The organism is Fibrobacter sp. UWB4, from assembly GCF_002210345.1.
GTDB lineage: Bacteria > Fibrobacterota > Fibrobacteria > Fibrobacterales > Fibrobacteraceae > Fibrobacter.
Map to the genome: position 1 here is coordinate 392,241 of NZ_MWQI01000002.1, position 14,546 is coordinate 406,786.

General features: G+C 51.1%; 11 protein-coding genes and 1 tRNA gene. 9 read left to right on the plus strand and 3 right to left on the minus strand.

What is annotated here, in order from left to right:
* The 5 genes from B7990_RS06575 to mqnE all read left to right on the plus strand — a co-directional run bounded on the left by B7990_RS06575 (window position 1) and on the right by mqnE (window position 5,020).
* Window positions 1-753 (plus strand): tRNA (guanosine(46)-N(7))-methyltransferase TrmB, encoded by a 753-nt coding sequence (locus tag B7990_RS06575; RefSeq protein ID WP_088640207.1) that lies wholly within the window; start codon window positions 1-3, stop codon window positions 751-753.
* A 133-nt stretch (window positions 754-886) separates the two neighbouring features.
* On the plus strand, window positions 887-2,536 hold the full coding sequence (recN, locus tag B7990_RS06580) for a DNA repair protein RecN (RefSeq protein WP_088640208.1): 1,650 nt from the start codon (window positions 887-889) through the stop codon (window positions 2,534-2,536).
* A complete protein-coding gene (locus B7990_RS06585; RefSeq protein ID WP_088640209.1) occupies window positions 2,533-3,693 on the plus strand; it encodes a CDP-alcohol phosphatidyltransferase family protein in 1,161 nt (386 codons plus the stop codon). The genes recN and B7990_RS06585 overlap by 4 nt, the downstream gene beginning before the upstream one ends.
* A 115-nt stretch (window positions 3,694-3,808) precedes the next feature.
* Window positions 3,809-3,882: transfer RNA gene (locus tag B7990_RS06590), tRNA-Met, on the plus strand.
* A 97-nt stretch (window positions 3,883-3,979) separates the two neighbouring features.
* Window positions 3,980-5,020: an aminofutalosine synthase MqnE gene (gene mqnE / locus B7990_RS06595; protein ID WP_088640210.1), complete on the plus strand. Its 1,041-nt coding sequence runs from the start codon at window positions 3,980-3,982 to the stop codon at window positions 5,018-5,020.
* A gap of 138 nt (window positions 5,021-5,158) precedes the next feature.
* Here mqnE and rfbD read toward each other — a convergent pair whose 3' ends face one another.
* Window positions 5,159-6,079, minus strand: coding sequence for a dTDP-4-dehydrorhamnose reductase (gene rfbD / locus B7990_RS06600; RefSeq protein WP_088640211.1), 921 nt, complete (start codon window positions 6,077-6,079; stop codon window positions 5,159-5,161).
* A gap of 194 nt (window positions 6,080-6,273) precedes the next feature.
* Between rfbD and B7990_RS06605 the strand changes: the two genes are divergently transcribed.
* The 4 genes from B7990_RS06605 to tsaA all read left to right on the plus strand — a co-directional run bounded on the left by B7990_RS06605 (window position 6,274) and on the right by tsaA (window position 11,832).
* Window positions 6,274-7,053 carry a hypothetical protein gene (locus B7990_RS06605; protein ID WP_088640212.1) on the plus strand — a complete coding sequence of 260 codons (780 nt, stop codon included), beginning with the start codon at window positions 6,274-6,276 and terminating at the stop codon, window positions 7,051-7,053.
* Window positions 7,054-7,159: 106 nt separating this feature from the next.
* Entirely contained in the window at window positions 7,160-8,209 is a 1,050-nt protein-coding gene (locus tag B7990_RS06610) for a histidine phosphatase family protein (RefSeq protein ID WP_088640213.1), read from the plus strand.
* Between the two features lie 238 nt (window positions 8,210-8,447).
* A complete protein-coding gene (locus B7990_RS06615; protein WP_088640214.1) occupies window positions 8,448-11,009 on the plus strand; it encodes a 1,4-beta-glucanase in 2,562 nt (853 codons plus the stop codon).
* A 145-nt stretch (window positions 11,010-11,154) separates the two neighbouring features.
* Window positions 11,155-11,832 carry a tRNA (N6-threonylcarbamoyladenosine(37)-N6)-methyltransferase TrmO gene (gene tsaA / locus B7990_RS06620; protein ID WP_088640215.1) on the plus strand — a complete coding sequence of 226 codons (678 nt, stop codon included), beginning with the start codon at window positions 11,155-11,157 and terminating at the stop codon, window positions 11,830-11,832.
* Window positions 11,833-11,887: 55 nt separating this feature from the next.
* Here tsaA and B7990_RS06625 read toward each other — a convergent pair whose 3' ends face one another.
* The gene (locus B7990_RS06625; RefSeq protein ID WP_088640216.1) at window positions 11,888-13,087 is read right to left on the minus strand and encodes a sialate O-acetylesterase; all 1,200 of its coding nucleotides are present in this window, start codon (window positions 13,085-13,087) and stop codon (window positions 11,888-11,890) included.
* A 167-nt stretch (window positions 13,088-13,254) separates the two neighbouring features.
* A complete protein-coding gene (locus B7990_RS06630; protein WP_088640217.1) occupies window positions 13,255-14,490 on the minus strand; it encodes a sialate O-acetylesterase in 1,236 nt (411 codons plus the stop codon).
* Window positions 14,491-14,546: the final 56 nt, after the last annotated feature.

The window sequence follows — 14,546 nt, forward strand, 5'->3', positions numbered from 1 at the left end:
ATGGCAGAAGAAACCAACAACGAAATTTTAGAAGAAGAAAAGGCTCCGAAGGAAGTCGTGATTCCAGAGTTTTACCGCGACTTGAGTCAGGACCCGCAAATGAAGGCGCTGTGGCATTACGTATTCCGCACAAATGGCGACCGCAAGCCAATCAAGACGCCAGACGGCTTGCCGCACAAGCTTGACTTCACCTGGAAGGACATGTTCCCGAACGAAAACGGACACATCGAAGTCGAAATCGGAAGTGGCAAGGGCAACTTCATGACAGACTACGCCGAGAAGCATCCGGACTACTTTATCATGGGTAGCGAATGGGACTTCACTTGGGCCGCTTTTGCGCACGAACGCATGGAAAAGCGCGGTATCGTTGCTCAAGGCAATGCCGCCATGTTGCGCGGTGACGTTTTCTACTTCTTGCGCGATGCCGTGAAGGACAACACAGTGGACGCATTCCACATGTACTTCCCGGACCCGTGGCCAAAGGAACGCCACCACAAGAACCGCTTGCTGCGCCCTGACTTCCTTGATGAAGTCGCCCGTTGCCTTAAACCAGGCAAGCGCATTTTCTACTGGGGCACCGACCACAAGGAATACAACGAAATCGCCCTTGAAACGTTCGACGCCTATCCGACTTGCAAGGTGCTTGTCCGCAATACGGCAGAACCTACCGAAGGCATCATGACCGGATTCGAACGCAAGTACAAGAAAGAAGGCAGACCTATTTATAGAAGTATTATAGAGTTTGAAAAATAGGAATTAGGTTTTCAGGTATGGGCTCGGTCGCCTTCGGCTCCCTTTGGGCTATGGGCAAAAGCACACCCCAAAGCGAGTTTACGAGCGACCCCATACCCCATAGCTGATATTATTTATTTTTAACTTATACAACATGTTAAAGCAACTCACAATAAACAGCTTTACACTCATTGCCGAGGCAAGCGTCCCGTTCCATGAAGGTTTTACTGCAATCACGGGTGAAACTGGCGCCGGCAAGTCCGTCTTGATGAAAGCGCTCCGCATGGTCTGCGGAGACAAGTCGCAAGCGTCGATGGTCCGCACAGGCGAAGAAAAAGCGGTCATCGAAGGGACATTCGACATTTCGAACGAACCCGAAGTCAAACAAATTCTTGCAAAGTTAGAACTCGACGATGACGATGAACTCATCATCCGCCGCGAGATTCTTGAAAACGGAAAGGGACGCGCCCGCGTGAACGGTTCCGTTGTGAGCCTCTCGGATTTGCAGGAGCTTGGCGAATCGCTTATCCAGATGCACGGGCAGAGCGAACAGCTGTTATTGCGAGACATCCGTACGCATGCAAAGATGCTCGATGAATACGCGAACAACAATGAGTTGCTAACAAACTATTCAAAAAGCTACAACGCATGGAACAACGTTCTCGCCGAAATTCAAAAGACTGAAGCGCACGCCAAAGATCTGGCGCAGCAAAAGGACTTTTTGAAATTCCAGTACGATGAACTTTCAAAGGCGGCACTCCGCGATGGCGAAGAAGAAGAGCTTGAAGAAAAAGTCAACGTTGCAAGCAAGAGCGAAGCGGAACACAATCTGCTGAATGAAATTCAAGGATTGATTGGTTGCGATAACGGCATCTTGGAACAGGTCCAGAACCTTCAGTACAAATTGCGCAGTCTCGCTCAAAAGATTCCGCATTACGAAGAAGACTTGAACGCACTCGTTGAAGTGGCCGATCCGTTCGAAGGAATTTGCAAGGACTTGCAAAGGCTCCGCCCATCAAAGTCCATGAGTCCTGTTGAAATCGACCGAGCCAATTCTAGGATCGCAACGATTCAAAAGCTCAAGCGCAAGTACCGCACCGACGTCGCCGGACTCATCGCGCTCACCGAACAACGGAAGCAGGAACTCGACAGCCTCGAGAACCTCGATGCCGACCTTGACGAACTCAGGCGCAAGGCAGAGGCTCACAAGGCTGAGACTTACCGCCTCGCAGCAAGTCTCACCGAGAAGCGCCGTGAAGCCGCTCAGCGCTTCGACTCGGCCGTGCAAGAAATCTTGCACAGCCTCGGCATGCCGAAAGCCAAGTTCTTCACGAGCATCACCGAACAGGACCCGACGCCAAACGGCGCCGACCGCATCGAGTTTTTGCTCGCCCCGAACCCGGGCGAAGGCGAGAAGTCTTTGCAAAAGGCAGTTTCGGGCGGCGAACTCAGCCGTGTGCTGCTCGCCATCAAGAGCGTCATGGCAGACCTCGACAAGGTCCCGCTCCTGATTTTCGACGAAGTGGATTCCGGAATTTCAGGAGAAACAGGCAACAGCATCGGCGATGCACTGCGCAATTTGGGCAAGCACCACCAGGTACTTACCATCACCCACTTGCATCAAGTCGCAAGCCGCGCCCAGAATCAGCTCGCCGTGAGCAAAAAAGAGGTTGAAGGTAGGACTTTTACGACCATTATCGACCTCGACAAGAACGGACGTATCGAAGAAATTGCTAGAATGTTAGGTGGAACATCTGAAACTGTTCATACCCATGCAAAGCAACTGTTGGAGAATAATTTATGACAGAACCAGAAAATACTTCTGATGTTCGTTTGAGATCGCGCGTATGGAGCATTTTACGCGCACTCATCTTTGTCTGCGTCATAATCTTCATTTGGGAAGACTGGACCACGATGGCGTGTTCCTTTGTTGGTATCGCGCTCATCATGGGCTGGGTGAACCTGTTCCAGCTCAAGAGCCAGGAAATCGAAAAGCCCTACTACAGACTTTGGCTTAATACCATTGACGGTTTTTTACAGTTTATCGTGATGGCAAGCATTTTTGCCCGCGACCTGATCCAGAATGAAAATGTTGAAAAGATTTTAGCCGTCGGATGCGCCGTTTTGCTGGCGCGACTCATTGCGCATACCCTATTTTCGCTTGGAGTCCTCCGCGAAGGTAAGCAGCTCCCCCGCAAGCGCCGCTGGAGCAAGCTCGCCAATCTCTCCGTGACAATTACGATGGGCGTCTATCTATTGAATCTGGAAAACCTCCAACAAATCATGATGGTCGTTTCCATCTTGCTCATCGCCGCTTCTACCGCCGCATACGCATACTGGTACTACCGCGACCCGGCACATCGCAAACCTCTTTCAATCGCAAGCCAGCTCACCATGAGCCGCATTGTGCTTACGCCGTTTTTCCTCTGGGTGTTCTTCTACGATAACGATCTGGATTACAGCAACAACAATCTCGTGTTTAAAATTCTTGCGCTTGTAATGGTGCTGGGCTTTATGCTCACGGATTTTTTGGACGGCAAGCTCGCCCGCTCGATGGGCGAAGTCAGTACGCTCGGCAAGTACCTCGACCCGTTCAGCGACAAGATTTCGAACATGACGATTTTCATGTGCTTTATCGCAACAGGCTATGCCTCTGTTTGGATGGTCGCCTTGATTTACTTCCGTGAATCGAGCGTGGAAACACTCCGAACACTCGCCGCAAGTGAAGGCCTCATTATGCCGGCACGTCGCAGTGGTAAATGGAAAACAGCGTTGCAAGGGATCGGCATTGTCGCAATTCTCCTCGGAGCTATCGAACCTGTCCGTGCTTTGATTCCAGGATTCGAAGGGATTTGGCATCAGTTCCCCATTATTGTGATGGGGATCATAACAGCTATTACACTCATCAGCGGAATTGATTATTTCTACGCAAGCAAGCACATTTTGAAAAAATTTGTGTAATGGAATTTCGCTTAAAAACGGCGGAAAAAACATAAAAAAAGCTTATTCTGCAATTTACTCTGCACCTTAGGCTTGCCAAATCTATTATTATTTTCTATATATGGATCAACCTCGACGCGGGGTGGAGCAGTTGGTAGCTCGTCGGGCTCATAACCCGAAGGTCGCAGCGTTCAAGTCCTGCCCCCGCTACTAAAAAACGCAGATTTCAATCTGCGTTTTTTTTGTTTTTAAGTTCTAGTAACTAGTAACTCAGAACTAGTAACTCCAAAATAAATATATTTACAGCATGTCTCGCATTTCAGAACAAGAAGCTCTCGATTTATTTTTGAACGCACCGCTCGACGAACTTTGCGCACGCGCCAACGCCGAAAAAGAAGCGCGCCACGGCAAGTCCGTTTACTGGGTGAATAACCGCCAAATCAACTACACGAACGTGTGCGTGCTGCACTGCAAATTCTGCGCATTCAGCCGCATCAAGAAAGATAGCCCGACCGCTTACGACTGGAATTACGAAACCATCCGCGACAAGGCCGCCGAAGCAATCAGCAAAGGTGCCCGCGAACTGCACATTGTCGGCGGTCTCCATCCCGACCATCCTTTCGATTACTACATCGAGATGTTGCGCAAGCTCCGCAAGGAATTTCCATCCGCGAACTTGAAGGCATTTACCGCCGTCGAAATTTGCCACTTCGCGAAGATTTCTGGCCAGACGCCCGAACAGATCATGGCAACGCTCAAGGACGCAGGCCTTGATGCGCTCCCCGGCGGCGGCGCCGAGATTTTAGTACAAAGTGTACGCGACAAGATTTGTCCGGGCAAGGAAACTGGCGAAGAATGGCTCGATGTCCATCGCGCCGCGCACAAGCTCGGCATCCCGACGAACGCGACCATGCTCTTTGGGCACATCGAAAAGATTGAAGATCGCATCGCGCACATGAAGATGCTCCGCGACCTACAAGACGAAGCTCCAGGATTTTTCGCATTCATACCGCTCGTGTACCACCCGGAACACAATGCACTCCACAAGATTGTCCCGAACATCACAAGCGAAGAAGATATCTTGCGCACGGTCGCCGTCTCGCGCCTGTTCCTGGACAACTTCCCGCACATCAAGGCTTACTGGATCCAGATGGGCATTGAAACCGCGATGAAGGCGCTCCACGCCGGCGCATCGGATTTGGACGGCACGATTATCGAAGAGAAGATTACGCATGCCGCAGGCGCCACGGTTCCCGTGGGCATGAGTCCGGAACGGATGAAGAGCCTTATAATAAAAGAAGGCCTCGTTCCGGTGGAACGAGACGCCTTGTACGAAAGATTCTCGTAAAACAAGAAATAATGGATGGGGCAAGCCCCAACCTCTTTGGCTCGGTCATATCCATACGAGTATGGCTGCGACTCTCGCCTTATGAGGTTGTCTTCGGGCATTCGCCCTCAGGATGACGAAGTAGCAATGGCGGCGCACCTACGCGATTACGCCGATTTCCTTGAGGTAACGGCCAAGCGCATCTTGCCATGTGGGGAGCGGCTTAAAGCCAGCTTCCACGAGTTTACTCTTGTCCAAGCGGCTATTGAACGGACGGGCCGCCTTCGAGAGACCGTATTCCGCAGTCGTCACCGGCAACACCTTTGTCGGAAGCCCAGCCTGCTTGTAGATTTCCTTCGTGAATTCATACCAGCTGATGAATCCGCCTTCGTTCGTAGCGTGATAATAACCGTACTTGTCCGTTTCAATCATATCGACGAGAAGTCGGCTCAAGTCGAGCGTGTAAGTCGGCGTACCAATCTGGTCGTAAACGACGCGGACCGTATCGTGAGTCTCGCCCACCTTGAGCATCGTCTTGATGAAGTTCTTGCCATTGAGGCCGAACACCCAGGCGATACGTACAATGAAATACTTTTCAAGCGTTCCGCTTACGGCAAGTTCACCCTTGAGCTTGGATTCGCCATAGACGTTGAGCGGTTCGTAATCCTTGCAGTCCGGTTTCCACGGAGAAGTGCCACGGCCATTAAACACGTAGTCCGTGCTGATGTAGACCATCTTTGCATCAATTTCTTTAGCAACGCGAGCAATGTTTTCCGTGCCTTCGGCGTTAATTGCAAAGACCTTCGCCTTCTTGTCTTCGTCTTCGGCAAGGTCCACCGCCGTCCAAGCAGCGCAATGCACAATCACATCAGGCTTCACACTCTTGATGGTTTCTGCAACCGCAGCTGCATTCGTAATATCCATCGGAACATAAGGCATCGTGGTCACAGCGCTACCGTCGGCTACACCAGAATATGATGGAGCGATATCGCTACCAATTCCCTCGTAACCGCGCTTTGCAAGTTCATTCATCACATCGTGACCCAGCTGGCCACCAACACCCGTCACTAAAACTTTCATAGAAAAAACCTCTACGACAATAATAGCAAATAGTAATTGTTTATTGTCTGCTTCAAGTTATTACAGTCAGTTCTTACGTCATTCCGGCCATCGAGCCGGAATCTAGACTAGACGGCGGATCAAGTCCGCCATGACACAGTGCGTCTGTTAGCCAGGATGTTTATCAGATTTGCAAATTTCTATCTTTGGGCACGATGTTTGAAGCGTTAAATTTTCATTTTTCAGCATACGACTGGCTGCTCGTTTTCATGGTCACCGCTCTCGGCACCCTGAGCGCTTACCTGAAGGACCCGCAACTCAAGGCGGTCACAGCGACCATTCCCATCCCCTGCGGTTTTGCCTACATCGCCGTCGGCCTCCCGATGGGCACCGAGAACGCAGTCTCGGGCTTCATGTGCATGTTGTACGTACACATTGTACGCATCCTCCACTACAAGGTAAAAGTACCTATCGTACCGTCAATTATCGCAGGCCTTGCGTTTTTCGTCGCGCTCGGGACATTTTTGCACTCGCGCATCCCTGAAGGCGAAGCGTACTTTATCGGCGCATGCGTTTTTGACTTTGTCATCGGCGTGATTTTCTTCCAGAAGCAAAAATACAAGGCCGGCGTGCGCTACAAGACCCCGCTCCCGGTTTACATCAAGGCGCCCGCCATCGCAGGCGTCGTTTCCGGCCTCATGTTCATCAAGCGCCTGATGGGCGGTTTCTGCACCAGCTTCCCGATGATGAATTCCATCGTAAGTTACGAGAGCCGCTATTCGCTCGGCGACCAGTGCAGACAGCTCCCGCTCTTCCTCATCGCAGGGCCATTCATGTTTGTAACGATGCGCTACATAGAAATCGGCTTTGGACTCAACCACTGGATAGTACTCCTCATCGGTTACATCGTTTTCGCCCTGATTTACTGGCCGCTCAACAAGGAACTCAAGCGCCGCAACGAAATCAACTATAACTCAGTAGACAGTAGGAAGTAGGAAGTGGGCTGTAAACGGGGCCTTTTGAAGGTATTTGGAAAAATTTACTTGAAGAAATCCCCCAACAAGGGTAAATTTAAAGAGATAAAACAAGGAATTTCACGCAATGCATAAAATTTCCCGTATTTCTTTAGCTTTTACCGGCGCCATCCTCTCCGCCTCGCTTTTAGCCGCCTGCGGCGAAGACAACCCGACTAACGCTTTCGACAAATTCATGTCAAGTTCCTCGACCACCCAGTCGGATCCTCTTTCAAGCGTTACGCCCCCCGGTTCTTCAAACGACAATCAAGACCCTACAAGTTCTGCCGAGGCCACATCTAGCTCTGCAATAAATCCAGGTGACGGCACCAGTTCCTCGGACGCAAGCGTTCCGCCTGCATCAAGTTCTGAAGGATCGCTTGACCCGACTTGCGTTGAAACGCCAGTCGCAACCATCGCCGTCGATTCCATCGGCCTCGCCGATATCGGCGACGTGTTCAAAAGCGTCCGCTGCAACGAAAAAGCTGTTTTTGTGATCCGCCACGGCGAACGCAGTGACGCAGAGACCGGTCCCGAAACTCCGCTTACCCACTGGGTAGGTGAGCCAGATACCATCGCCGGTCAGCCAACCGATGGCGTTCGCCAATCCATCGCCGTCGGTAAAAAACTCATCAGTGCCGACGAATTTACATACACGCACACCAAATACGTCCGCACAGAACAGACTTGCTTCTACATCGCACAAGGACGTGGGCAGCAGACATTCCCGCACGATTCTTCTGAAATTTATTCCATCAGCTGGTACAAGAAAGACAAGGAACGCTATAAATATTACGAAGACTCCACCAAGAACGTCCGTCTCGTTATTGCAGGCTGGGCCTACGACAATCTTTACGCCGACGCATTCTACGATTTGACTGAAAAAACGAACGAAATCATCAAGACGCATATCGCACCGGACTACGCATCTATGAACAAGTTCCGCGTCATTTGCTCCCACGATGACTTCGTCCTCCCCCTCGCCGTTTTCGCCTCGAACGGAACGGTGAATTTCAGATTCCACGATCCAGCTTCGAGACACTGGCCGTACTTCCTCTCTGGCGTTGCCGTCATCATCGACAACAAGAACCAAATCAGGTACGTGCCGTTCAAAGGACTTGGTATCGGAGCTGAATAGTTTTTTTTGGTTATTGGTCGTAGGTCAATAGTCATTAGTTACTTGATTTTTTGACGATCCTCTCGACTTGATCGAGGGGATTTTTTGTATTTGTAGTGCATTTTTCCAGCATTTTCGAAATGTTCTCAAAATATTTCTCAAATTAAGGTTTAAATAAGAACCACTTTTTTGAATATTTATATATATTAACAACGATTGTAAGGGTTTAAATTGTTCTCAAAATTCCAACGGAGACGATATGTTTGGTAAAATTTCATTGATCGGCATCGCCACTTTGGCAGCTCTCGCCACGACCGCTAACGCCGAAAAGTACGAATGGGGCAACGTCCGCTTTGATGGAGGCGGATTCGTGAGCGCCATTATGCCGAGTCCGACAGTCGAAGGTCTCATTTACGCGCGTACCGACGTGGGCGGCATTTACCGCTGGGATGCCACAAGCAGCCGTTGGATTCCGTTGATGGACTGGATCAGCCAAAACGACGTAGGCCTCTACGGCACCGAAGCTTTTGCACTCGACCCGCAAGACCCGAAAAAGATTTACGTGCTCGGCGGCACCGGCTACTTTAGTAAGGGCCGCACCGCTGTTTTGCGTTCCTCTGACATGGGCGCCACTTGGGACACAAGCTACGTGGAAATGCTCGCCCACGGTAACGGCATGGGCCGCCAGACGGGTGAAAAGCTCGCCGTGGACCCGAACAAGTCTAACATCGTCCTCTGCGGCAGCCGCACGAAGGGCGTTTACAAGAGCACGGACTCCGGCAAGACCTGGACAAGCCTCTACAAAGTTGCACTATCTACCGCAACCGAAAGCAGCCTCAACGGCGTAAACGGCGTAAGCTTCGTGATGTTCGACCCGGCACAGGGCAAACTCGCCGACGGCAGCACCGCAACAATTTACATTGGCACTTCCGAAACCACGGACAACTTGCAGGTCAGCCATGATGGCGGCGCCACCTGGGAAGTCATCAAGGGCGCTCCGAGCGGTCTTATGCCGCATCGCGCAAAGATTGTGGATGGCAGCATGTACATCACGTTCGCCGATGGTCCGGGTCCGTATAACATTTCTCGCGGCGGCGTTTTCAAGTACAACATCAAGGCCAGCACTTGGACCGACATCACCCCGTTTGACGATAACGAAAAAGAAGACGGCACCATCGCCCACGAAAAGAATAATTGCTCTTACGGTGGCATTGCCATTGACCCGAAGGATCCGAAGCACATCGTCGTTTCAACGCTCGGCCAGTACACCGGACGCCACTTCTTCAAGGACAAGACCGAAAACTACGGCGACCGCATTTATGTGACAACCGACGGCGGCGAAAACTGGACGTTCGGTCAGCACTACGGCGACGGCGTGAACATGGACGAAAACGGCAACAACTGGATTCACGGGAATGCCATCCACTGGGCAGGTTCCATTGAGTTCGACCCGTTCAACAACAAGAAAGTCTGGGTGACCAGCGGTAACGGCATTTTCCAGACCGATGATATCACCGCCAAGGTTCCCGTTTGGAAATTCCAGTCCGTGGGTATCGAAGAAACGGTTCCGCTCGACATCGTGAGCATTCCGGGTGGCCCGCTCGTCACGGCCATTGGTGACTACGACGGCGCAGTCTACACCGACATCAAGAAGAGTTCCCCGCGCCACACGCCGATTATCGGCACGACCGAAAGCATGGCATACGCTCCGCTTTCCGGCTCGCTCCTCCGCACGGGCATCATCACCGTTTACGGCCAGTACGAATCGATCAATTACAACGTCATGTACCGTTCCGAAGACATGGGCGCCACTTGGGATAGTGTGAAGACCACGCTCAAGGGCGGCAAAGGCCTCGTGGTTCTCTCCGCAGACGGCAAGGTCATCCTCCACCGCCCGGACCAGAGCGCAACCGTTTACCGCTCCGACGACAATGGCGCCACATGGACCGCCGTTGAAACCGGCACACAGACGCAGTACGCCCGCATCGTCGCAGACCCGGTAGATCCGAAGACGTTCTACGTGATGGGCGCAATGGGCACACTCTACAAGTCCACAGACGCCGGCAAGAACTTCACCGCACAGGACGCTCGTTTGCAGAACGAACAGGCTGGAGAATACTACAACGGCGCAGGCCTCATCCGCACCGTTCCTAAGAAAGAAGGACACCTCTGGGTTCCGATGGATCAGGCTCAAGTTTGGCAGCCGAAGGGCTTCACGGAATACGGTCTTGCTTACACGGAAGACGGCGGCAAATCCTGGAATCGCTGCGAAGGCGCCAAGACCGCAATCTCCGTTGGCATCGGCAAGGCTAAGGAAGGTTCTGACTACGAAACGATTTTCATCTGGGGTGCAGCCAAGGAAGGCGACCCGATCGGCATCTACCGCAGTACCGACAAGTGCAAGACCTTTGAACGCATAAACGATGACGCCCACCAGTATGGCGGTCCGGGTAACGGAAACTTCGTGCAGGGCGACATGAACACCTTCGGCGTTGTCTACATGAGTACAGTCGGCCGCGGTCTCGTGGTTGGCGCACCGGAAGGCACTGAATTTGTCGAAGTTCCGCCGACAAGCCTCAACAAGGTTGCACACAACATAGGCAAGGCGACGCTCACGCAGCAGAATAGAACTCTGCAAGTGAACGTTCCGAGCGAAAGCAAGCTCGAAGTTATCGCGCTGAACGGCAAGACGCTCCTCTCCGCAGACGTGAACGGCAACAGAAGCGTAAGCCTCAAGAAGATCCCGAACGGCAAGTACATCGCAAAGGTTGTCAGCGCAAACGGCAAGTTGCTCTTGAAAAAGGCTATTGCGATTAAATAAAGTGTATTAAAGGTGATGCCCGCTCAGCGTCGGGCATGACAACAACAAAAGTTTCAATAATCATCAATCCCACACTTCAAAAGGCTAGAGTGCAAAGCGAACGCTTTTAAACTCTAGCCTTTCTTTTTTGCTATGTTGTTAGGCGATGCAAGAACTGACGTTTAAAATCATTGCGAGAATCAAGAGCGACTTTCGAGAAAAGTTCGGCATCCCGCGACAGAGCGGGCTTGTGCAGAACTTGCGTTCCACGATACGCTTTGAGCCGGAATTCCGCAATGCCGATGCGCTCCGCGGTCTCGAAGGATTTAGCCACCTGTGGATCATGTGGATTTTTTCGGAGAACATCCGCAGCACATGGAGCCCGACCGTGCGCCCGCCAAGACTCGGCGGCAACAAGCGTCTCGGCGTTTTCGCCACGCGTTCGAGCTTCCGCCCGAATCCGGTCGCACTTTCTTGCGTGAAAATCGAAAGCATCAACCTAGATACGCCTGAAGGCCCGGAAATCATCGTCAGTGGCGCTGACCTCATGGACGGCACACCGATCGTCGATATCAAGCCGTACCTTCCCTACACGGACGCGCATCCCGAAGCAGTCGGCGGTTTTGCAGACGCCGTGAAGCAGAACAAAGTTCACGTCAAGAATCCCGATGCACTCGCAAAGCTAAGTGCAGATAAACGCACAGCACTTATTGAGGTATTGGAACAGGACCCGCGCCCCGCTTACCAGAACGATCCCGAGCGCGTTTACGGGTTCAACTTCGCAGAACACGAAGTCAAGTTCAAAGTCGTAGGCGACGAACTGGAAATTATTAGTATAGCGTAAAAATAAAGAAAGAACCCCGTGCGAACACGGAGCCCTTAGCATTGAGGAGAACTTATTATTGTAAATTCACGCGCTGCACAATGTGAGATGAAGCCGTCACCACGCTTATCATGTAAACCCCAGAAGAAATATTCTTCCTAGATATCAGGACATCGCCTTGCCCAGCGGACAACAAGCGGTTTGCATAAGCCACTTCGGAACCAAGCGCAGAATAAAGACGAACGCTTATGACACCCGAATGTGCCATAGACACAGGCACACGCAAGAAAGCCCCATCAAAAGAGACTTTGCCAACGCTCACTGTATGAACGGCATTAGGTATAGCAAATCCACCTACAGTAGAACCAGAAGAACCCATACTGCTGCTAGAAACCTCAGACGAACTCGACAAAGCCTCGCTACTGCTGGATTCAGTCGAGACAGGCTTGAGGTCATCCCCCAAAACCTCTATCACTTTTTCAGCATAGCGCTTGCCAAAATCACGATACCCCTGCGACGAGAAATGGATACGCAACATGTCTAGGTCATTGAGTCCCTCGGCAGAAACGAGATAGAAGTTCTTGGATTTGTTCGGGAGCTTCCTGATGTTGTTGTTCGTCCCTTTGGAACTGCCGTTATACGGAACCTCACCCGCAAAAAATGGAATGTTTTCATCAAGCCCAACATCCTTGACCAAGCGGTCATAGACTTTCTTGACCTTGTTCGGCCAATCACTGTCACCCTCATCCGTTTCGCCCTGATGGAAAATGATTCCTTTGATGACACCGTCTTCCTTTGCCTTTTTCGCCATATCGACCAGACGCTGGTAAGGATCGCCACCATAATCCCTGACGATATCCATAAACCAGCCCGCCTGCTGACTCCAATAGCTATCGCTAACCGGGGGATCGAACAATACAATGCTGCACCCTGCAACCGCGACCACGACGACCCCCACCTTAATCTGGGGGTCTAATCTTTCGACCAAGGTACGTCCAAAATAATCCGTGGGGCCTAAACCGCCGTGCTTATTTGCTAAAGGCGGAATCGCATCGTTCCACGTTCCGAGCTTGCGTCCATTAAAGTTATCAATCGTCGAAAACATCTGGAAACGAGAATCAACCGTCTTGTCCTTGCTTTCAATCGTGCCTTGGCCTTCCATATTGGATTGTCCAAACGCGAGATAAATATGGAAATTAGGATCTGGCGCAGCAAAGGCCGATGAAACGGCTAGTTCCAAACCCAAAAACATGCTCACGACACGCGAGACAGCCATCTATCACTCCTTGAGGCGCAAAAATCCCTAACACCTTAAATATACCCTTCAATTAAAGGCTTTAATAAAAAAAAGGCAAAACTCGTTGTAGATATCTGCAACGCCATTTTCGCATATAAAAAAGCCCTGCACGGGTCTGCGCAGAGCCTTTGCCTACAGGATCAAAACTAGCGATTCAAGTCAATACGCTTGGTAATACTTGCAGAACCCATCTGGACATTTAGCACATAAACACCAGAATGCAAGCCCCTCTTGGAAAGAGAAACCGTTTTCGTTCCCTGTTCAACAGACTCGCTGACATTCGCAACTTCATTGCCAAGCACGGAATAAAGACGAACATTCACCACGCCAGAACGGGAAAGGGACAGCGGGACCTGTAAAGCACCACCCACAAAAGAGACCTTCCCCACACTCAATGTACGGGCCGCATTGGGGATAACAATCCCACCAACGGTGGAACTAGAAGAGACCGCACTGCTGCTAGAAACCTCAGACGAACTCGACAAAGTCTCGCTACTGCTGCTAGACTCTTCAGCAGAAACGGGCTTAAGCTTGTCACCAAGAACTTCAATCATCTTCTCGGCATAACGCTTGCCAAAATCGCGGTATTCCTGAGCCGTAAAATGGACATTCTGTCCATCACCAAGAGCCTGGTTAAAGCCCTCGGACGAAACGATATAAAAGTTTTTCGACTGCTGCGGGAGTTTTGCAATGTTGTTATTCGCGCCCTTGCTCGAACCGGTACGCAGGACCTCGCCCGCAAGGAAAGGAATGTCATTTTCCAGCCCAAGATCCTTAATGATATTGTCATAGACTTTCTTCACCTTGGAAGGCCATTGGCCATCGCCGGCATCAGTTTCACCCTGATGGAAGATGATTCCCTTAATGACGCCATCCTCCTGGGCCTTTTTTGCCATATCGATCAGACGGCCATAAGGGTTTCCACCGTATTGATTGATATATCCCGTCATCCAGCTCTGGGTATTCTTGACCGAATTGATGTAATTCTGGTAATTTGCCTTATCAAACAACTGGATGCTGCAACCCGCAACAGCAACAACGATAACGCCTACCTTGATTTTGGAATCGGTCTTTTCGACCATCGTGCGGCCAAAATAATCCGTTGGGCCAAGTTTTGCGTTATTGCAATGCGCAAGAGGCGGCTTTGCCGTGGACCATTTGCCCTTGGAAGCCCCCTGGTTACAGGACGCATTATCGGCAGACCAAAGAACCCGGAACCGCTCATCGACAGTCCTATCCTGGCTTTCGATATTGCCCTGGCCTTCCATATTGGATTGACCAAACGCTAAATAGATGTGAAAATTAGGGTCTGGCGCTGCAAAAACAGAAGAAACAGCAAGGCCCATGCCCAAAAACAAGTCCACTATCCGTGAGACATTCATCTTACACTCCTTGGGACCCCAAAGTCCCCCAACAACTCTTCCTAATATATCCTAAA

Bases quoted from the DNA above. Each gene is read 5' to 3' on its own strand.
- B7990_RS06575 (WP_088640207.1), top strand. From the start codon at position 1: ATGGCAGAAGAAACCAACAACGAAATTTTAGAAGAAGAAAAGGCTCCG.
- recN (WP_088640208.1), top strand. From the start codon at position 887: ATGTTAAAGCAACTCACAATAAACAGCTTTACACTCATTGCCGAGGCA.
- B7990_RS06585 (WP_088640209.1), top strand. From the start codon at position 2,533: ATGACAGAACCAGAAAATACTTCTGATGTTCGTTTGAGATCGCGCGTA.
- mqnE (WP_088640210.1), top strand. From the start codon at position 3,980: ATGTCTCGCATTTCAGAACAAGAAGCTCTCGATTTATTTTTGAACGCA.
- rfbD (WP_088640211.1), bottom strand. From the start codon at position 6,079: ATGAAAGTTTTAGTGACGGGTGTTGGTGGCCAGCTGGGTCACGATGTG.
- B7990_RS06605 (WP_088640212.1), top strand. From the start codon at position 6,274: ATGTTTGAAGCGTTAAATTTTCATTTTTCAGCATACGACTGGCTGCTC.
- B7990_RS06610 (WP_088640213.1), top strand. From the start codon at position 7,160: ATGCATAAAATTTCCCGTATTTCTTTAGCTTTTACCGGCGCCATCCTC.
- B7990_RS06615 (WP_088640214.1), top strand. From the start codon at position 8,448: ATGTTTGGTAAAATTTCATTGATCGGCATCGCCACTTTGGCAGCTCTC.
- tsaA (WP_088640215.1), top strand. From the start codon at position 11,155: ATGCAAGAACTGACGTTTAAAATCATTGCGAGAATCAAGAGCGACTTT.
- B7990_RS06625 (WP_088640216.1), bottom strand. From the start codon at position 13,087: ATGGCTGTCTCGCGTGTCGTGAGCATGTTTTTGGGTTTGGAACTAGCC.
- B7990_RS06630 (WP_088640217.1), bottom strand. From the start codon at position 14,490: ATGAATGTCTCACGGATAGTGGACTTGTTTTTGGGCATGGGCCTTGCT.